Raw genomic sequence first — 21,004 nt, 5'->3', positions numbered from 1 at the left:
CGTTGTCAGGAAATTAAGCAATAGACAGTAGCCACGACGTAGAAGATAACTTAAAGTTTAACCATAAAACATGATAATAATCGGTTGCGGTTGTAAATGTTAACGGTGAAATTGCATTCAGTGAATGTTGCATCAACTCTGGTAAATCAGACTGCTTTTTGCACCAATCTGAAAATAACGCCAACATTGCAGCCATGGTAATTGTCGGGGGTATTGGATTAGCAAAAATAGCTTCTTCTAATGCCTGTATTGCACTTAACCATTTTGTGAGTTGTTGTGCCGTTGTATCACTAGGAGAAAGGTTCACTACACTCAACGATAACGCAGGCTTATCTTTTGCCAGATAATAGCCCCGAGCTGCTTTACTGCGAGAGGCAAGACGTAATCCGCCTTTTTCACCTAAATACGTTGCTAATGCAATAACGTCTAACACATTACCTTTTTTAAGTTCTAGCTCAAACTCTTCGATCGGTAATTCATATTGTTCGGTACGAATAATACCTTGATCTAAAACGACTTCTATTTGACTATCTTGATACTCAACAAGCCAGATTTCACGATAAAAATCTGTATGAAATAACACATTAAGCTGAGATTCTAATAAAGTAAGATCGGTCTTTTCTGGCCAAATTTCCGTAGGAAAGCGTGCTAAATCTAATTTAGGTTGTGTTAGTTCAACGTTATATTCTGGGCGTTGATGTAAACCAGCGACGACTTTTCCCGCTGTTTTAATCGTCATTTCATAATGGTCATCAACACCACGAATACGTAATCCCATATCCCAACGACGGATCTGATTATCAGCAGTCTCAAAGTAAAGATTAGTCAGCTTTTTAGGGGCAGAATGCTGATGTGGTAGAGTTAGAATGCGCTGAATAATATGAGGAATAGCGGCAGGTATGGCGCTCATTTTGAGTTCGGTTTCTAATTGGCTCATTCTATTTCCCTTAAGTAAATCAATTAATTAGTAAAATATTTGACGCATTTTCATTTTGCAAGTGATAGCCTAATAACAATAATGAATAAAAGGCAGATTATCCCTATATTCTACCAGTTAAGACTGTTCTCATTCTGGTTTACTATTTGCTTACGCAAACTTTACTCTTTAGTATCAGTAAAAATATTCTCTTGTATAGATAAAAAAGTTGAAAACATAATGCGAAAATTACCCTTACTTTTTATTTCCTTACTTGGCTTAGGTGTTTCTCTGAGCTCACACGCAGAAACTCGCTATGTTTCCGATGAATTATCCACTTATGTGCATAGTGGACCAGGAAATCAGTATCGAATTGTTGGCTCTTTAAATTCAGGTTCAACAGTGACTGTACTTTCTCGCAATGCGGCAACGGGTTATGTACAAGTTAAAGACGATAAAGATCGTACTGTCTGGTTGCCAGAAAACCAACTAAGCGCCCAACCAAGTATGCGCACTCGTATTCCTGCTATGGAAAAAGAGATCCAAACACTGCGCGATAAACTAGCGAATATCGACCAAAGCTGGAATCAGCGTACTATAGATATGCAAAACAAAGTCTCAAACAGTGATGATATTATCAACGGTTTGAAGAAAGAAAATGAGCAGATGAGAACAAAACTTGCTGTTGCCGAAAAAAAACTCGATTTTGCTAATCAACAGTTAGATGACAGACAACGTGACATCATCTTACAGTGGTTTATGTATGGTGGCGGTGTTGCTGGTGCAGGTCTTGTTTTTGGTCTGATCCTTCCGCATATCATTCCTCGTCGTCGTAAACGCAACGATCGTTGGATGAACTAATATTCAACCAAAAGGAATCATGATCCCGTGAAAACATACCTTGTTGGTGGCGCTGTACGTGACCAATTATTACAGATACCTGTAAAAGATAGAGATTGGGTTGTTGTTGGTGCAACACCCGAAGAACTGTTACAGCAAGGCTATCAACAAGTTGGCAAAGATTTTCCCGTCTTTCTTCATCCAGATACCCATGAAGAATATGCCCTTGCGCGTACGGAAAGAAAATCGGGTTCTGGCTACACGGGATTTACCTGTTACGCTGCACCAGATGTTACCTTAGAAGATGATTTAGCTCGTCGTGATCTCACCATTAACGCTATTGCTTATTCTGCCGATAGCGAATATGTCGATCCTTACCACGGCATAGATGACATCAATGCAAGGTTACTTCGCCATGTCTCTGACGCATTTTCAGAAGATCCCTTAAGAGTTCTACGTGTTGCACGATTTGCGGCTCGATTCTCGTCTTTAGGTTTTAGCGTAGCACCAGAAACGCTACAGTTAATGAAAGTAATGGCGCAAAGTGGCGAACTAAACGCGTTAACGGCAGAACGTGTTTGGAAAGAGACTGAAAAAGCCCTTGAGAGCCATACCCCTCAGGTTTACTTTGAAGTTTTACGCCAGTGCGGTGCTTTAAAGGTTCTTTTCCCCGAAATCGATGCCCTATTTGGCGTACCTGCCCCTGAAAAATGGCATCCTGAAATTGATACCGGCGTTCACACCATGATGGTGCTTAATATCGCCAGTCAATTAACAGATGATATTGCTGTGCGTTTTAGTGCCTTATGTCATGATCTGGGAAAAGGAACAACTTCACCTGAAAAATGGCCACATCATCACGGGCATGGTCCTGCTGGTGTACCTTTAGTTGAAGCATTGTGCCAACGCTATCGTATTCCAAATCACATTCGTGATCTGGCTCGTTTGACAGCAAAATTTCACGATCATATCCATCGTATTGATAGAATGCGCCCTTCTAAAATTATCCGCTTATTTGATGCCATTGATGCATGGCGAAAACCTGAACGTGTTGAACAATTAGCGATGGTCAGTGAAGCAGATGCTCGAGGACGTCTAGGGTTAGAAAATCTAGCTTATCCACAACGTTCTTTTCTTTGCCAAGCTTTTGCTGTAGCAAATAATGTGGATATTAAGCCAATAATTGAAAGTGGGTTAAAAGGCAGTGCAATACGAGAAGCGTTAACAAAACAACGAGAAGTCGCGATTATAAAATGGAAATCGCGACTTAATCAGAATAACGAATAATTAAGCCTTACGCTCAATAATTACTCCCACACTCGTCGCTTGAGCTACTGCGCCTGGTTTAGCTAATTTAATTTTTACTCTAGGTACAGCAAATTGAGTTATCAAAAGCTGTGCCACTTCTTCTGCGACACGTTCAACCAACTCAAAACGTCTTGTCTCAACATAATCAATAATTGCACGACTTACTCGGGCATAATCTAAACAATGAGCAACATCATCGGTTTGGGATGCGCGTTTGTTATCCCATTCCATTTCGATATCGAACACTAATTTTTGTTTTATGTTTTTTTCCCAATCATAAACACCGATTGTAGTTATTACTGATAATTGCTCAATAAATACGATATCCATCACGTCATCTCTTATTTTTTCTGCTCATCGGATACCACTTCCGATGAAATATGCGTATTATCCATACATGCCTAACGAACTTACATAAACATTGGAGAATACAAATGAGTGCTAACGCACTTGGAATGATCATCTTCGCCTACTTGTGCGGCTCAATCTCCAGCGCGATTTTGATTTGCCGATTGGCAAGATTACCTGATCCAAGAAAATCTGGCTCTGGCAATCCCGGAGCGACCAACGTCCTACGTATTGGTGGAAAAGCGGCCGCCGCAGCTGTTCTCATCTGTGACGTCCTAAAAGGGATGATCCCTGTTTGGCTCGCCTATTACTTAAATGTGCCTCCTTTTTACCTTGGCATTGTTGCCATCGCGGCTTGCCTTGGGCATATCTACCCAGTCTTCTTCCACTTTAAGGGAGGAAAAGGGGTTGCAACCGCCTTTGGTGCTATCGCCGCTATTGGTTGGGATTTAAGTGGCCTTATTGCTGGAACTTGGTTACTCACCGTATTACTCAGTGGCTATTCATCGCTTGGCGCCATTATCAGCGCATTGCTTGCCCCTTTTTATGTTTGGTGGTTTAAGCCAGAATTCACTTATCCCGTAGCTTTACTCTCATGTCTGGTACTTTACCGTCATCACGACAATATTCAACGTTTATGGCGTGGTCAAGAGAGTCGGATCTGGCATAAGTTAAAGAAGAAAACTGAAAAAACAGAAAAAGAGATTATTCAAGAAGCTAAAGAGCAAGAAAAAGAAGATTAATTTTACTCAGTTTTAAAGCTACATGACACAAAAAAGCCACTTCAAAAGTGGCTTTCTTTTACTGATACGCTATTTATTTTCCAGCGCAGGCAATTCTGCTAATGGCCAGCGTGGTCTAACCGTCACACTTAATGGACCTTCTGTACCGCCTTTAAAACGGATCATGCCCGCTAGTGCGATCATTGCGCCATTATCGGTACACAATTCGGGACGAGCATAGAAAACTTCGCCACCTAATTGTTTCATCACCGCTTCCATTTTGGCTCGTAATGTACGATTTGCACTAACACCACCGGCCATCACTAAACGCTTAAAGCCCGTTTGTTCTAAAGCTCTGCGACATTTTATCGCCAAAGTATCAACAACAGCATCTTCAAAAGCACGCGCAATATCCGCACGAGTTTGGTCTGAATTATCATTTTGGCGAATGGTATTAGCAGCAAACGTTTTTAAGCCTGAAAAGCTAAAATCAAGACCAGGCCTGTCTGTCATTGGGCGAGGGAAAATAAACCGCCCTTCTGTACCTTGTTGTGCCATTTTTGATAATACAGGTCCCCCCGGGTAATCTAGACCTAGTAACTTAGCTGTTTTATCAAAAGCTTCACCCGCTGCATCATCAATAGATTCACCTAATAAGGTGTATTCACCAATTCCTGTCACACTAATTAATTGTGTATGACCACCTGAAACCAGCAGCGCAACAAAAGGAAATTCAGGTGTTTTTTCTTCAAGCATTGGTGCTAACAAATGGCCTTCCATATGATGAACTGGAATAGCAGGAACATCCCATGCAAAAGCTAATGAGCGGCCGATAGTCGCACCTACCAATAATGCACCAACAAGGCCAGGACCTGCAGTGTAAGCAACAGCATCAATATCTTTTGCCGTTAAATTTGCTTCTTTTAGTGCTGCTTGGATAAGAGGCACTGTTTTACGGATATGATCCCGTGAAGCAAGCTCAGGCACCACACCGCCATAATCAGCATGCAGTTTAATTTGACTATAAAGTTGATTCGCTAATAAACCGGCTTTATCATCATAAATAGCAATACCGGTTTCATCACAAGATGTTTCAATACCTAAAACTCGCATAACGCTTCCAAATTCTTCTTCGCAGACTCGCGTAATAAATCAATTGTACCATTATTTCGGTGATTTTATACGCCTTCGCAACATCTTTTACATACCAGCATGTGACAAATTCCTTTTTCTGGTCTATAATTATTCACCTATTTTAAGTGATTTAAATGTGTGGTTAGCAACTTTCGCTTTTTGTGTACTCACTAAAAAGACACAAAAGTGGGAGTTTGCGTTTCAATTTTGTGCATCTCTTTACAAAGTGCCCTGCTTTGAAGTAAAATTCCGCACCATTTTAAATGTCGGCTGGCTTAAATAATGCCAGCGCAAACCGATTTCTATTGAGGTGAGAGGCACATGCCGGTAATCAAAGTACGTGAAAACGAGCCATTTGACGTTGCTCTTCGTCGTTTCAAACGCTCTTGTGAAAAAGCAGGCGTATTAGCAGAAGTTCGTCGTCGTGAGTTTTATGAAAAACCAACGACTGAACGTAAACGCGCTAAAGCATCAGCAGTAAAACGTCACGCTAAAAAATTAGCTCGCGAAAACGCACGTCGTACTCGTCTGTACTAATATTTTGCGGCTCATACCGCAACATATGCAGACACTGTAGTCGCAGTTAAAGGCCGTGCTTTCTTATGAGAGCGCGGCTTATTCTCGTTCAACAACAGGCGTAAAAGGGCTTATGGCTGGACGAATTCCACGTTCATTTATTAATGATTTGCTAGCTCGAACCGATATCATCGATCTTATCGACGCTCGTGTGCCGTTAAAAAAACAAGGCAAAAATCATTCAGCGTGTTGTCCGTTTCATAACGAAAAAACGCCCTCATTCACAGTAAATAGCGACAAACAGTTTTATCACTGTTTTGGTTGCGGCGCGCATGGCAATGCTATTGATTTTTTAATGAACTACGACAGACTCGATTTTGTCGAAACCATTGAAGAGTTAGCAGCAATGCATGGGTTAGAGGTTCCTTATGAATCAGGAACTGGCAGTAGCCCGATTGAACGACATATAAGACAAAATCTCTATCAAGTGATGGAGAAATTGAACCAATATTATAGTAGTGCACTCAATAAACCTGATGCTCAGGAAGCCAGAAATTACCTCGCGCATCGTGGCCTTAGTGAAGATATTATTAGTCGTTTTTCTATTGGGTTTGTTCCTACTGGTTGGGATAATGTCCTAAAGCGGTTTGGTCAAAATGCCGATAATAAAGCCCTACTTCTTGAAGCAGGCATGGTAATAACGAACGATAATGGTCGTACTTATGATCGTTTTCGCCAACGAGTCATGTTTCCTATCCGAGATAGACGTGGCCGTGTTATTGCCTTTGGTGGGCGTGTTTTAGGTGATGATTTACCTAAATATTTGAACTCACCAGAAACAGAGATTTTCCATAAAGGACGCCAACTTTACGGCCTTTATGAAGCACAACAATCTAATAATAACGTTACAAAGCTATTAGTTGTTGAAGGTTATATGGATGTTGTGGCATTAGCGCAGTTTGGTATTGATTATGCCGTTGCCTCATTGGGAACCTCCACGACAGCAGAACATATTCAGTTGCTCTTTAGGACAACGGATAACATTATTTGTTGTTATGATGGAGATAGAGCAGGACGAGATGCCGCTTGGCGAGCACTAGAAACTGCACTTCCTTTTTTAAATGATGGCCGTTCTTTACGTTTTATGTTTTTACCTGAAGGCGATGATCCAGATTCATTGGTGCGTCGTGAAGGTAAAGAAGCCTTTGAAAAACGGATGGAACAATCACATTCATTATCAGAATTTCTATTTGATTCACTCGTTCCTCAAGTGGATCTGAGTACTCAAGAAGGCAATGGTAAGTTATACAGTTTAGCTCGACCATTAATAGATAAGATCCCAAGTGAAACTTTGCGTCTATATTTATTAAGAGAGCTTGGAAGCTTAACGGGAAATCCCGATATTGAGCAAATGGATCGTTTATTTGGTAGAACAGCGGCGAGCCACGAATTATCGTATCAACCAACGATATTACGCCCAACGCCAATGCGTATATTAATTGCCTTATTGATACAAAACCCAGAATTCTCTAAATTAGTACCCCCTCTTGAGGGATTGAATACAGAAAAAATTGCAGGTTTGTCACTCTTTATTGAACTTGTTTCAGTTTGCCAAGCACAACCTGGCCTTAATACAGGACAGATTATCGAGCTCTACAGAGAGAATAAATTCGGTAAACAGCTTGAAAAATTGGCAATGTGGAACGATATAGATATAGATGAGATTGCAGAAAAAACCTTTACCGACACGTTAGATCATCTTTTTCTAACCGCAATGGACGAACGTTTAAACGCCCTTATTGCAAAAGAGAGAACAGAAGGCCTAACGCAAGATGAACGCGAAGAAGTCCAATTGATAATACAGGCACGCGTTAAAAAGTAAATACAGAATTAAGATTAAAAACACGGCTTAATTGCCGCTATCGGTAGGTACTAAAAACCTACATTTGCTACGCTGAGGGGACCGTAGCAATCGACAATGAAAATGCCCCTCCGTAGTTATTGTTGGCTGAACAGTTATCGCCGACCGACACCAACCCAAATTACTTTGAAGTGTGGATACCGTCTTATGGAGCAAAACCCGCAGTCACAGCTGAAGCTACTTGTTACTAAAGGTAAGGAGCAAGGCTACCTGACCTATGCTGAGGTCAATGACCATCTGCCGGAAGATATCGTCGATTCAGATCAAATCGAAGACATCATCCAGATGATTAACGACATGGGCATTCAGGTTATGGAAGAAGCACCTGATGCCGATGATCTGATGCTGGCAGAAAATTCAAATGACACTGATGATGATGCGGCAGAAGCCGCGGCTCAGGTGCTTTCTAGTGTAGAATCTGAGATTGGCCGTACAACCGATCCTGTGCGTATGTATATGCGCGAAATGGGTACGGTTGAATTGCTTACCCGGGAAGGTGAAATTGATATCGCAAAACGCATTGAAGATGGTATTAACCAGGTTCAATGCTCTGTTGCTGAATATCCAGAAGCAATTACTTATCTTCTTGAACAATACGATCGCGTTGAAGCAGGCGAAGCACGTCTTTCTGACTTAATTACTGCCTTTATTGACCCGAATGCCGAAGAAGTGGCAGAGAATGAAGTGGTCAATTTAGGTAAGGCTACTGATGAAGTTGCTGAAGATGAAGATGAAGACGAAGATGAAGATGGTGATAGCGACAGTGATAGCGATGATGATGATAACAGCATCGATCCTGAATTAGCTCGCCAGAAATTTACTGAACTTCGTGAGCAATACGAAAAAACACGCCAATCTATCAAGGCAAAGGGCCGTAATCACAAAGATACAGAGCTTGAAATCCTTCTGTTATCTGAGATTTTCAAACAGTTCCGTTTAGTACCAAAACAGTTTGATTATCTGGTTAACAATATGCGTGACATGATGGACAGAGTTCGTGCTCAAGAACGTCACATCATGCGTCTTTGTGTTGATCAAGTTAAGATGCCTAAGAAAAACTTCATTACGCTGTTTACAGGTAACGAAACCAATGACACATGGTTCACTGCTGCTCGTGCAATGAATAAGCCTTGGTCTGAAAAACTGGCAGGTATTGAAGAAGAAGTACAACGCAGCTTACAAAAACTGCAACAAATTGAAGTTGAAACTGGTCTGACAATCGAACAGGTTAAAGATATTAACCGTCGTATGTCTATCGGTGAAGCAAAAGCACGCCGTGCGAAAAAAGAGATGGTCGAAGCGAACTTACGTTTAGTTATCTCTATCGCGAAAAAATATACCAACCGTGGCTTACAGTTCCTTGACCTGATCCAAGAAGGGAATATCGGTCTGATGAAAGCGGTTGATAAATTTGAATACCGTCGTGGTTATAAATTCTCAACTTACGCAACATGGTGGATCCGTCAAGCAATTACTCGTTCAATTGCCGATCAGGCACGTACAATTCGTATCCCTGTTCACATGATTGAAACGATTAATAAGCTGAACCGTATTTCTCGCCAAATGTTGCAAGAGATGGGACGTGAGCCTTCACCAGAAGAGCTTGCTGAACGCATGCTGATGCCTGAAGATAAAATCCGTAAGGTACTGAAAATCGCTAAAGAACCAATCTCCATGGAAACCCCAATCGGTGACGATGAAGATTCACATTTAGGTGATTTTATCGAGGATACTACTCTCGAATTACCACTGGATTCTGCAACATCAGAAAGTTTACGTTCTGCAACTCACGAAGTATTAGCTGGCTTAACATTACGTGAAGCGAAAGTCCTACGTATGCGTTTTGGTATTGATATGAATACTGACCATACCTTGGAAGAAGTGGGTAAACAGTTTGATGTTACCCGTGAACGTATTCGTCAGATTGAAGCGAAGGCACTGCGTAAATTACGCCACCCAAGCCGTTCTGAAGTATTACGTAGCTTCCTTGACGAGTAATTAGCTTACTCTCAATTTACGTTATAACAAACACCTGTGATATCACAGGTGTTTTTTTATCGGTTAATCACGGATCTTGTCTCTAGTTGAATGGTTATTGTTCCGTGATCTCAACAACCATTTTCTCCAATGCACATTTATAAAAAATAGCCTATTTATTTATAATATTACGCATCTTGCTAAGCTTATCTCTCAATTCCCACACTAGGTTATTGATATCAAAGTTATTCTCTATTTTATCTTTTTATTGTTTAGATTGAACATAAATTGCGCATACAGTCATTCAAAGGCTAGACCTAGTGCCAATAGGCACGTATAATCTCACTCCATTAAGGCCCCTTAGCTCAGTTGGTTAGAGCAGTCGACTCATAATCGATTGGTCACTGGTTCAAGTCCAGTAGGGGCCACCAAATTTTAGCTGTTAAATCAGCACATTAAGCCACTTCCTAGCAAGTGGCTTTTTTGTTTTTATGGATCGTTACGCCATTTTTGCCTTATCGAGATTAATATATAAATTTCTTCTATTTTGTTGTTATTAATTTAAGCTATTAAAATTTTATTTATTACCCATCTTTATTAAAAACGATATTTAAAATTAATTAGATAACTTCTTATTTTATTGTAATAATATCTCAACAAATTCAAACCTCATTTCATATTATTACTATTATGGTTATACGTCCTAATCAATACTGATTTTTTCGGTTATTTGATTGGCATGGTTTTGTGCTTTCAAAAATAATATTTCGCTTATGCCTTAATATTACAGCGTACTGTTTATCTGTTCTGCGCATTATTGCCTTTTGCTTTAGTAGCTGATCTCCACTACATGACACCATTTGTATCAGTATTTATCTCTTATACTTTTTTATCTTGGGGTGCATTAGCGGAAGAATTAGAAGATCATTTTGGTCTATCTACAAATGACTTACCTTTAAATGCAATTTGTAATACGATTGAAAGAAACTTATTAGAAATGCAAGATATTACCCTATTACCGATAGTTGTAAGACCAGATAAACATTATAATATGGAAAAGACAGTGTAAATAATAAAGCCCACTCTAATATTATTAAAGTGAGCTTATTTTAAATACAATATTAACTGACTAATTCAACGGATTAATATTGTTCTTTAATTTTAAAGACCGACACTTTATCTGTTAAATTTTGCGCTTTCTCATCTAAAATCATCGTAGAAGTCGCCCCCTGTTCAACTAAAGCCGCATTTTGCTGAACAACTGAATCCATTTGATTAATGGCTACTGCTATCTGTTCGATGCCCACTTTTTGTTCTTCTGATGCAATACTAATACCCTGCATAATATCACTGACTTTGGTAATAGAAGAAACAATGTCCTGCATATGCTCGCCCGTTTTATTCACTAATTCACGGCCATGAGCAACATCAGCAACAGACTCTCTGATAATTTGGTTAATTTCACGCGCAGCATCCGCACTTCTTGCTGCTAAATTTCTCACTTCAGTTGCAACAACAGTAAATCCACGACCTTGCTCACCAGCGCGCGCTGCCTCAACCGCTGCGTTTAATGCCAGAATATTAGTTTGACTTGCAATGTTATTAACCACATCATTGATTTCAGCAACTTTTAATGTTCCTACCTCGATTTTTTTCATTGAGTTAATTGCATCATTCATAATATTAGAACCGTCAATCGCTAAATCGCGTGTTTCTGCAGTAATGGAGTTTGCTAAAATCGCATTATCAGTATTATTCACTACAGCAATTTTTATCTCTTCCATGCTCGCTGCTGTTTGTTGCAGTGCACTTGCTTGCTCCTCAGTACGAGAAGAGAGATCTTGGTTACCAGAAGCAATTTCTGCCGAACCTTTTTTGATCTCTAGCGCTTCTTCTTTAACAAGTTGAATAGTCGATGTTAACGCAGTTTGCATATCGCCCACATTAGAGAACAAGGTTCCAAACTCATCATTTCGTTTTTTAGGTAGAGTGAAGCTTAAATCCCCTTCTCCCACTTTCTGCAAAATGCCTGATAGAGTATTCAAATTAAAGATAAACGTTTTATTTACCCAACGGATAACAATATAAAGAAGAGCAAGAATGATCCCCAGAGCAATGATGGTTGTGTAAAGTGATAACTGCACCATCCAAGCTTGTTCCGATTTAATATTGTCATTCACACCTTTAGTGATCACTAAATACTCATCGAAGAGATCTGAAAGTCGCGAGAAGTCATTTGATAAATTAGTTTCTGTATAATCCAACGTATCAATTGGTGCGATAAGTTCATCAAGGAGGTAATAGAATAAGACTGAAAGTTGTTCTGAATTTCGTTGCGCATCAGGGCTGATCTTCTTTACTTCAACCCAATGTGTAATGGTCGCTTTTGATTTTGTTGCTAGATCTTTTGCTTCAGCAACAATGGACTTAATCGTTTCCTGTTTATTTTCCTCTGTCATGGTTTTCAATAACATCAGGTAGTTTACATGAGAACGAATAGTGGCTAACTCGTACCTAGCTTCCTGAACACTATTCAGTCTGGTATTCAAAGAATCCAATGATGCGAAGTTTTCTTGCATTCGATAAATAAAAAATGATGACAATACTGATGATAATAAGAAAATGACTAATAGTATAATGGAACCTACTTTAGCTGATCTTTCAATACTCATGAAATAATCCACCCCGGCAATAAAATAATACAAATGTACTCATTTATCGGCACGAAATAGATTTTATTTACTTATTAATCAGAATTATCGACACAAATGCTTAATTAAGTTCTCAATCAATGATAGCAACTAGTTTTTTCTTCTTCTTTTTACATCTTAATCTAGATGATATACCAATATGAAATAGTAATTTAGTGTTATTAGTTGGTCTATTTTTAGACAACCCTTTTATTTAAATAAAATAAGCCAAACATTTTACACACATCGTTAAACGATAATTATCATTTAACGATTAAAATATCTTAAGCATTTTTACAACTCAACTCATAAATTAGAGATAAATAGCTTCTAAAAAAATACAGATAAGGTATAAACACTTAGGATATTGTTAATGAAAAATTATCGATATTTTTAGAAAAAAGGAAAAATAGAACGTACAAGCTATTTTATTTTCCATATATAAGAATAAATCGAATCTTAGAGAAGGCACATCAAACATCATTACAATTAATACTTTAAAAAAACTATTTTCTTAGCATCAAATAATCAACTCCTCTTTATATGAATATTTCCCACAATAATTATTGAGTTAGATCAATTTCCATTTTTTCCTCCATTCACTAAAAAGAAGATTTTCATGGATTATTTATAAATACATATAATCCATTTTCATCATATACCCCAAATTTTGATTTTATTCAGAGAATTCTTACACTCTACTTTTCTCACAAATACCCACTTTACGCGTAAAACATACTTCCTTACATTGCCTAACCTTTTTATACAATTCATCCTATAAAGACTAAAAATGAAACATAAATTAATATATAACTTATCAAACCAGATTTTTCACCTAATAAAAACTCATAAAACGAGTATCAAAATCAGTTTACGCCACATTAAGTTTCTTAACATATTGATATACCTATCACTTACTAAAACTTAAGTATAACCTTACAATAATTACTCTCTTGATAGGAATTACCTATTACATAATGATATCGCATAGGGTAAACCATTTTTACGCACTAATTTATGTGTAATATAGTTACTCAAACCGAAATGGCTAATTTTAATATGTGATAACTTCTAAATATTAGACCTCATGTTATTGGAATTAATTTATGAACGATCTAGACACTAAAGTAGGCTTTTTTTTTAAAAAGGCTAGAAAAGAGAAGAAATTATCAGGTCGTGAACTGGCAAAAATAATCTCTGTTAGCCAACAACAAATATCTCGTTATGAGAATGGCAAAAATAGTATGTCACTTACTTTAATAAATAAGTTACTCATTATTTTTGACAAATCATGGGATGATTTAAATCGTGAAGTAATAAGTACCTACAACGAAAAGGTGCCAAGCACACAATTAAAAAAAAGAGACTATGAATTTAGTAGTACTACTGTTAGCCAACTAAATTAAAAACAAATATTTAACAAAATTACGTAAGCATCACTTTAAGCGATTAATCATGAAAATAAAATATTTAATTATGTTTTATTTTCATGAGCTATTAGCTTTATGAAGTTAGGGGTGTTAATAACCGACAAACTGTTATTTCGTATTAATAGATAATTATTAGGAAAATAAAAAACACTTAACAAGTGTCTTTATTCGCCATGGATGGCCTTTATTTGTTTTTACACTAATAGCGAGTCAAAAATAAATTACTAAATATTATTTAATATATTTAGCTATTTATTAAAACGTAGTTATCTAATATAAAACGAAGGAATTTAGAATGAAAAAATCTATCATTGGTGCATCTTTAGCAATGGCATTTGGTCTGATGGCTGGTAATGCTATCGCTGCTGATAATACCGGTACAATTACTTTTAATGGTGAATTAACAGATACAACTTGTAAAGTTGATATCGAAGGTCAAGGCCCTGATGCAACTATTACCTTACCAACAGTCAGTACTAATGTTTTACAAAATGCAGGCGAAGTAACTGGTCGTACTTCATTCAACATGAACCTGTCAGATTGTAAAATCGGTGTAGCTGGTCATAGCACTGTTTCTGCTTTCTTTGAAACAGGTGCAACAGTAGACCAATCAACTGGTCGTCTGAAAAACATGGATGTTGCTGCAACTGGTGCAAAACAAGTTCAGTTACAACTGTTAGATGGTGCTAACTTCAACGCAATTAAAGTAGGTAATACATCTCAAGTAAATGATACTACTTACTATACAATTACTAATGATAAAGCCACTCTGCCATACGCTGTTGAATACTACGCAACTGGTAAAACAGATGCTGGTAAAGTAACAAGTAGTGTTGTTTATACTCTGCAATATAAATAATCGAAATAAACAGAGGGGAATTCTCCTCTCTGTTGCTTTTTATTAATGGAATAAAGATAAATATGATAACCACAAAATTAATTAAAAGCTTTTTTATCAGTTTATTATTAATCATTCCAACATGGGTAAGCGCTGGCGTTATTATTAGTGGTACTCGTGTTATTTATAATGAAAATGAAAAAGAAGTCACAGTAAAAATTAGCAATGAAGGGAAAGTGCCAGTATTAATCCAAAACTGGATTGATACTGGTAACGTTGATGAAAAACCTGAAAATATTCAAGTTCCTTTTGTATTAACACCACCTGTATTTCGTATTGAGCCAGAAAAATCGCAGTCATTAAGAATTAGTTTCACAGGCGCTACTGCATTACCTAAAGATAAAGAATCTATTTATTGGTTAAATGTATTAGAAATACCACCCAACGCAAATACGGAAATAGATAATAAATTACAAATTGCTTATCGCTCTAGAATAAAATTATTTTATCGTCCAGATACACTAAAAGATAAAATAGGGGCAATAAATGCAGCGGAAGGCCTTCAATTTTCAATTGCGGGTAACAAGTTAAAAGCAATTAATAATTCACCTTATTTTGTTTCACTCGTTTCTATCACGCTTGCAAATAATGAGAAGAATCCAATTGATGGTGAGGTCGTTCCACCATTAGGCCAACACGAATTTACGATCCCCAATGGGGTATCAGCAAATTTAGGAAGCAAGATTGTTTATCGTTACGTGAATGACTGGGGCGCAATGAAAATAGTTGAAACGAAACTCTAGCACTCTCAATACTTCATAAAATATACGGGAATATTCAAATGAGCAGTTATATTTTAAAAACTATTATAATATCTGCTAGTGCTACTTTATTTTTAGTAACACCTTATACTTATGCAGAAAATATAACAGAGATCGAAAATAATAAATGGTTACCTAATGGTACTCGTACATTATCGACCACTACGTCACCTTTATTACAAAATAATACTGCCTCATCGACAAAGAATAGTGAGCCTTCTAATACAAATGGAAATGGTTCACACTCATTTAACCCTATTTTTATGAATACATCTCAAGGTGAGATTGATATTAGTCGCTTTGATAAAGAAAATACCTTTTTGCCTGGCACATGGAATGTTGAAATCTATGTCAACAGTCAATTTATGGCAAGAACACCGGTCACTTTTAAAGATATAGCAAATGGTCAAGTATCGCCTTGTTTAACTAAAGATATTATCAGCTTAATTGGGTTTAAAAGTGACAAAATAACACCACTATTAAAAAGTGCGTTAGAACTTCATGAGTGTATTGCACTAACCGATTCTGTCCCCTCAACAGAGGTAAACTATGACCATTCAGTTCAACGTTTAACGATCAATACACCACAGGCTCTTGTTGGTTATAAACCTCGTGGTTATGTAAGCCCTTCACTCTGGGAGCGAGGCATAAATGCATTATTAGTGAGCTATAACGCAAACTATTTCATGTCTCGTAGCAATGGAACAAATTATAAATCCGCTTTTGTTGGCGTTAATAGTAATCTTAATTTAGGTGCATGGAGTTTCCATCACACAGGTAACTATTCATGGAATGAACAAAATGGTCATGACTACACCTCAACTTATAATTATCTACAACGTATTATCACCACAATAAAAGGCGTGGTTCAAGTCGGTGATGTCCTCACAACAGGACAACTTTTTGATTCTCAACCATTAAGAGGTATTCAGCTCTTTAGTGATGAGAAGATGTTACCTGATTCACAACGTGGCTTTGCGCCGACCATTCGCGGTGTCGCAAAATCTAATGCGCGAGTCATTATTCGCCAAGATGGGCGAGTGATCCATGAAATTGCCGTACCACCGGGCCCATTTGAGATTGATGACCTTTATCCATCAGGATATGGCGGTAACTTGGATGTCACCATTCAAGAATCTGATGGTTCACAACAAAACTTTAAAGTCTATTACGCTTCCGTAGTGCAATTATTACGTCCTGGGCAACATAACTATACGGTAGCCGCCGGCCATTTAAACTCATCGTCTGTTGACTATGATCCAACGTTATATCAAGCCACTTATCGCCGTGGATTAACTAACCTGATAACGGGTTATGCGGGTATACAGAGTACCGGTGCTGATTATTACGCACTTCAAGCTGGTTTTGCATTAAGCACGCCATTAGGCGCATTTTCTGCTGACATCACTCAAGCGCGTTTGCACTTAAATACAACATCGTCAAAAGTGAATAGCGGACAAAGTTATCAAATCAGTTACAGTAAATTTATTCAAGACACCAATAGTAACCTGACGATTGCTGCTTATAAATTTAATACCGAAAAATTTTATGATTATAGCTCTGCTGTTCAAGCTATTAATGAAGAACGCTATGGGCGCAGTATCAACAATATTTGGCGTCCAAAAAGTCGCTTTAACGTCACGGTTGACCAAGGTTTACCTGAAGGTTGGGGAACATTCTATGTTAGTGGGTTTACGCAAAATTACTGGAACAATGACACTACCGACTTGCAATACCAAATGGGTTACAACAACCGCTGGAAGCGTCTCTCTTATGGCTTAAACGTCGGTCAAGCACGTAATGCAGATGGTAAAAAAGAGACATCTTTTGAATTGAACTTTATTTTACCACTCTACGATTTAAGTGTTGATCACATGCCAACCTTAACTGCCGCATTAACGCGTAATGGTCGAGGAGATGTAGGTGAGCGTATCGGGATCTCCGGATCTGCTGGTGAAAATAATCGTTATAATTACGGTATAACAGCAATGAATACGAACCATGGTGTTGGATCTAGCATGACCTTGAATGGTAGTGCTAAGACTAACTATACCAACTTAACGGCTAACTATGGTTTAGGTGAACATTATCAAAATGGTTCCATCGGTGCTAGCGGTTCATTAATTGGCTGGTCTGGCGGTGTAGTTGCAACTCCTTATCAAGGTAATACCTTTGCGGTAGTTGAAGCTGATGGTGCTAAAGGTGCCAAAGTCAGTGGCTATCCGGGTATTGAAATCGATGGCTTTGGTCATGCTGCAGTCCCTTATTTAACTCCATATCAAATGAATGACATCACGATTAACCCGAAAGGAATGTCAAATAATATCGAACTACAAAACACGCAAGCACGCGTTGCACCATTTGAAGGTGCAATCACTAAAGTGGAATTTAAAACTAATGCAGGTATCCCTCTGTTAATTACAATCCAACGTAATAACGGCGCTATTCCATTTGGTAGTGTCGCTTACGATGAACAGAACAATGAAGTGGGTAGTATAGGTCAGGGAGGACTTCTCTACGCCCGAGTTGAGAGAATATCAGGTCGCTTAACCGTGAAATGGGGGCCGGGTGAAATACAACAATGTACCATTAACTATAGTGCACCAGCACAAGATAAAGATAATCCAAGTAGTTTTGTTCAACTTACTAGTGTCTGTGGAGAATAAAGTATGAAGCTTACAATAAAAAAAACCTTAGCCTTAATGCTTCTACTTTTACCTGTTGCGGAAGTAATGGCACAACAAACAGTCAAATGTAATGTTAATGGTCCTCCAGTGAATCATACCATGTCCATTGGTGGCGTAATTCATGTTGGTGCTGATATGCCTGTAGGTTCTGTTGTTTACCAAGGTAAAATTGATATTGCTAGTTATACATACAACTATGAATGTAGATTTAATGTGCCTTCGGCAGGATTAGGATACTATTACTTTTTAGAAAGGCAGGAGATAAAATTATTAAATATGGCAGGAACACCCGCTGTTGGCGCAGGTATTCCTCCTAATGTCTATAAAACCAATAACCCAGGTCTTGGTATTATATTTTATACAAATAGAGATAGAAATAATTCACTAATGCCTAATATTCCTAAACTTTCTTGGGAAGGAAATCGTGAACTTATTGAAAATAAAAGAGAATTCATAGAATATTGGGCACACCCAGTATTAAATTATTCTTTAATTAAATTAGGTCCTATTCAGCCGGGTACGTTTAATTTAAGCAATATTGCAAGAATGCAACTTGATGTAAATTACCCCGAAAAAAATAAGGTTCTAGCCGAAGGATTTCCTTTTGTAGCCGCATACATGAATATTACGGGTTCGGTTAGTGTTACTGCTTCAAGCTGTAAAACACAAGACTACACAGTGGAATTAGGCAAACATGAAACATCTACCTTACCTACAAAAGGTAGTTCAACCAAATGGATAAACTCTGATATTAATTTATACAATTGTCCTGCATTTCGAGGTTACTATTCTGGTGGTAAAGGAGATGTATATACCACTGAAAAAGGACAAACATTCCCAGATCGTGATCCTAATGAACTAAGAGTGACCATTAAGCCTGTAAACCCACCAATTATTGAGTACCCAGGCACTTTTGAAGTAAATGATGTACCTGGCGCGGCTAAAGGCGTGGGGATACAGCTAGCTTATGGTACTACTGGCGAAAATTTTGTTAAATTTAATACACCAACCGCCTTTGCACAACCCATTACTGAAAAAGCAGGAACGGTCAGTATTCCATTGCGTGCGCGCTATATTCGTGTTGATGATCGCTTATCCGCGGGTGTTGCCAATGGCGCGGCAACTTTTATGATTGAATATTATTAATCCCTTATTCTGTTTGCCTGAATAGAATAAAAACTCACTCTGATACGCTAATTCAGAGTGAGTTTTTTATCGTTATAATGCTTGTTCTTCAATTTGAAAAACGGCCATATTATCCATCAACATCTGCGCCTTTTCATCTAACATCATCGTTGAAGATGCGCTTTGATCCACTAAAGAGGCATTTTGCTGTACAACGGTATCCATCTGATTAATTGCCACTGCAATTTGTTCAATACCAACACGTTGCTCTTCTGAAGCAAGACTTATCCCTTGCATAATATTGTTTACTTTTGCAATTGAAGCGACAATTTCTTGCATGTGTTCCCCTGTTTTATTAACAAGAGCAGTTCCTTCAGCCACATCATCTATAGATGCTTTTAATATCTGACTTATTTCTTTTGCTGCATCTGCACTTTTAGAGGCTAAATTTCGCACCTCTGCTGCAACAACGGTAAAACCGCGTCCTTGCTCTCCTGCTCTCGCAGCTTCTACTGCTGCGTTTAACGCTAAAATATTCGTTTGGCTAGCAAGACTATTAATCACTTCATTAATTTCACCGACCTTTAATGCACCTTGTTCTATTTTCTTCATTGATAACATCGCATCTTTCATTACATTCGCGCCATCGATAACGATATCATTGGATTGATTAATAATAACATTGGCTTCTTGAGTATTTTCGGTGTTGTTGGCGACTGCCGTTTTAATCTCTTCCATGCTAGCTGCAGTTTGTTGCAAGGCGCTGGCTTGTTCTTCTGTACGAGAAGATAGCTCTTGATTACCCGATGCAATCTCAGAAGCACCCCGTTTTATCTCTAAAGTCTCTCTTTTTACGGTAAGAATGGTGGAAGTTAAGGCTTTTTGCATATTACCAACATGTGAAAATAGCTCACCAAACTCATCTTTTCTCATTTTAGGTAAGGTGAAAACTAATTCACCTTTACCAACTTTAGTTAAAATATCAGACAATGTATGAAGATTAGAAATAAATATTTTATTTACCCAAAGAATAACAAAACATAAAACAATCACTAAAATTAATAATGAAATAATGGTTGTATAAATAGAAAAGTGAACCATAGCTTCTTGGTTATTTATAAGAGAAGCACTATTCTTACTTTTTATGGTGACATAATTATCAAACAAAATATTTAATCTATCAAAATCATTAGCAAATTCTTCATCATTTACATTTATTGAGCCTGAAGTATTTGATGCAATAACTAATCTATCAATCAAACTATAAAATAATTTTGCAATGGCATCGACACTTTGTTGTGCTTCTATAGACACTTTTTTCTCTTTTACCCACGCTTCCATGGTACTTTTAGCGCTGTCAGCAAGTTTTTTATTTTTTTCAATAATTTCAGCATCTTTTACATTTGTTAATGCAGTATCTTGCTTTAAGAAATTTACATTAGAACGCATCGTTGCTAACTCATAGCGTGCCATCAATACATCAGTGTAACGTGTTAACAGAGTTTCTACTTGAGTGAAATTATTTTTCATTTTATAAATAAAAAATGAAGATAATGCCGAAGATAAAATAAAAACCAATAATAATACAGATGAACCTATCTTAGCAGATCGTTTAATGCTCATAATAAAAATACCTATACATATATATCGATAAGATTTATTTTCTTATCGACAGAACTGTTCTTTTATTTAATAACAATAGGTATTTATAAGTTAATGATTTTTATTTTT

The 21,004-nt window shown here is 37.6% G+C and carries 16 protein-coding genes, 1 tRNA gene and 1 pseudogene; 13 read left to right on the top strand and 5 right to left on the bottom strand.

The window, feature by feature from the left end:
- Positions 1-13 precede the first annotated feature (13 nt).
- On the bottom strand, positions 14-937 hold the full coding sequence (locus JEP40_RS09105) for an inorganic triphosphatase (RefSeq protein ID WP_198623298.1): 924 nt from the start codon (positions 935-937) through the stop codon (positions 14-16).
- Between the two features lie 219 nt (positions 938-1,156).
- Here JEP40_RS09105 and JEP40_RS09100 point away from each other — a divergent pair, with 219 nt between their 5' ends.
- Both JEP40_RS09100 and JEP40_RS09095 read left to right on the top strand, forming a co-directional pair.
- Positions 1,157-1,777 carry a TIGR04211 family SH3 domain-containing protein gene (locus tag JEP40_RS09100; RefSeq protein WP_198623297.1) on the top strand — a complete coding sequence of 207 codons (621 nt, stop codon included), beginning with the start codon at positions 1,157-1,159 and terminating at the stop codon, positions 1,775-1,777.
- 27 nt (positions 1,778-1,804) lie between these two features.
- Positions 1,805-3,043, top strand: coding sequence for a multifunctional CCA addition/repair protein (locus JEP40_RS09095; protein ID WP_198623296.1), 1,239 nt, complete (start codon positions 1,805-1,807; stop codon positions 3,041-3,043).
- On the opposite strand, the gene folB is transcribed toward JEP40_RS09095, so the two are convergent.
- On the bottom strand, positions 3,044-3,394 hold the full coding sequence (folB, locus tag JEP40_RS09090; protein WP_198623377.1) for a bifunctional dihydroneopterin aldolase/7,8-dihydroneopterin epimerase: 351 nt from the start codon (positions 3,392-3,394) through the stop codon (positions 3,044-3,046).
- Positions 3,395-3,498: 104 nt separating this feature from the next.
- On the opposite strand from folB, the gene plsY reads away from it, so the two are divergent.
- On the top strand, positions 3,499-4,155 hold the full coding sequence (gene plsY / locus JEP40_RS09085; RefSeq protein ID WP_072070074.1) for a glycerol-3-phosphate 1-O-acyltransferase PlsY: 657 nt from the start codon (positions 3,499-3,501) through the stop codon (positions 4,153-4,155).
- Between the two features lie 69 nt (positions 4,156-4,224).
- Here the strand turns inward: plsY and tsaD are convergent, their stop codons facing one another.
- A complete protein-coding gene (tsaD, locus tag JEP40_RS09080) occupies positions 4,225-5,247 on the bottom strand; it encodes a tRNA (adenosine(37)-N6)-threonylcarbamoyltransferase complex transferase subunit TsaD (protein WP_198623295.1) in 1,023 nt (340 codons plus the stop codon).
- Between the two features lie 342 nt (positions 5,248-5,589).
- Between tsaD and rpsU the strand changes: the two genes are divergently transcribed.
- From rpsU to JEP40_RS09055, 5 genes and pseudogenes are all read left to right on the top strand, one after another.
- On the top strand, positions 5,590-5,805 hold the full coding sequence (gene rpsU / locus JEP40_RS09075; protein WP_001144069.1) for a 30S ribosomal protein S21: 216 nt from the start codon (positions 5,590-5,592) through the stop codon (positions 5,803-5,805).
- A 112-nt stretch (positions 5,806-5,917) separates the two neighbouring features.
- Positions 5,918-7,666, top strand: coding sequence for a DNA primase (gene dnaG, locus JEP40_RS09070; protein WP_198623376.1), 1,749 nt, complete (start codon positions 5,918-5,920; stop codon positions 7,664-7,666).
- A gap of 186 nt (positions 7,667-7,852) precedes the next feature.
- The gene (gene rpoD / locus JEP40_RS09065) at positions 7,853-9,703 is read left to right on the top strand and encodes an RNA polymerase sigma factor RpoD (protein ID WP_198623375.1); all 1,851 of its coding nucleotides are present in this window, start codon (positions 7,853-7,855) and stop codon (positions 9,701-9,703) included.
- Between the two features lie 333 nt (positions 9,704-10,036).
- Positions 10,037-10,113 (top strand) — tRNA-Ile (locus tag JEP40_RS09060).
- 335 nt (positions 10,114-10,448) lie between these two features.
- Positions 10,449-10,751, top strand: a pseudogene (locus JEP40_RS09055) (bestrophin family ion channel); the annotation flags it as partial.
- Positions 10,752-10,824: 73 nt separating this feature from the next.
- On the opposite strand, the gene JEP40_RS09050 reads toward JEP40_RS09055, so the two are convergent.
- Complete coding sequence (locus tag JEP40_RS09050) at positions 10,825-12,354, bottom strand: methyl-accepting chemotaxis protein (RefSeq protein ID WP_198623294.1); 1,530 nt, start codon at positions 12,352-12,354, stop codon at positions 10,825-10,827.
- 1,124 nt (positions 12,355-13,478) lie between these two features.
- Between JEP40_RS09050 and JEP40_RS09045 the strand changes: the two genes are divergently transcribed.
- From JEP40_RS09045 to JEP40_RS09025, 5 genes are all read left to right on the top strand, one after another.
- Positions 13,479-13,778 (top strand): helix-turn-helix domain-containing protein, encoded by a 300-nt coding sequence (locus JEP40_RS09045; RefSeq protein ID WP_198623293.1) that lies wholly within the window; start codon positions 13,479-13,481, stop codon positions 13,776-13,778.
- A gap of 319 nt (positions 13,779-14,097) precedes the next feature.
- On the top strand, positions 14,098-14,661 hold the full coding sequence (locus JEP40_RS09040) for a fimbrial protein (protein ID WP_198623292.1): 564 nt from the start codon (positions 14,098-14,100) through the stop codon (positions 14,659-14,661).
- A gap of 62 nt (positions 14,662-14,723) precedes the next feature.
- A complete protein-coding gene (locus JEP40_RS09035; protein ID WP_198623291.1) occupies positions 14,724-15,443 on the top strand; it encodes a molecular chaperone in 720 nt (239 codons plus the stop codon).
- Between the two features lie 38 nt (positions 15,444-15,481).
- Positions 15,482-18,127: a fimbria/pilus outer membrane usher protein gene (locus JEP40_RS09030; RefSeq protein ID WP_198623290.1), complete on the top strand. Its 2,646-nt coding sequence runs from the start codon at positions 15,482-15,484 to the stop codon at positions 18,125-18,127.
- A gap of 3 nt (positions 18,128-18,130) precedes the next feature.
- A complete protein-coding gene (locus JEP40_RS09025) occupies positions 18,131-19,294 on the top strand; it encodes a fimbrial protein (protein ID WP_198623289.1) in 1,164 nt (387 codons plus the stop codon).
- A gap of 72 nt (positions 19,295-19,366) precedes the next feature.
- On the opposite strand, the gene JEP40_RS09020 is transcribed toward JEP40_RS09025, so the two are convergent.
- Positions 19,367-20,896 (bottom strand): methyl-accepting chemotaxis protein, encoded by a 1,530-nt coding sequence (locus JEP40_RS09020; protein WP_198623288.1) that lies wholly within the window; start codon positions 20,894-20,896, stop codon positions 19,367-19,369.
- Positions 20,897-21,004: the final 108 nt, after the last annotated feature.

Source organism: Proteus vulgaris (assembly GCF_016239305.1).
Lineage (GTDB): Bacteria > Pseudomonadota > Gammaproteobacteria > Enterobacterales > Enterobacteriaceae > Proteus > Proteus vulgaris_C.
Note: the sequence above shows the minus strand (reverse complement) of the source record. Positions and strands in the feature narration are given on the sequence as shown.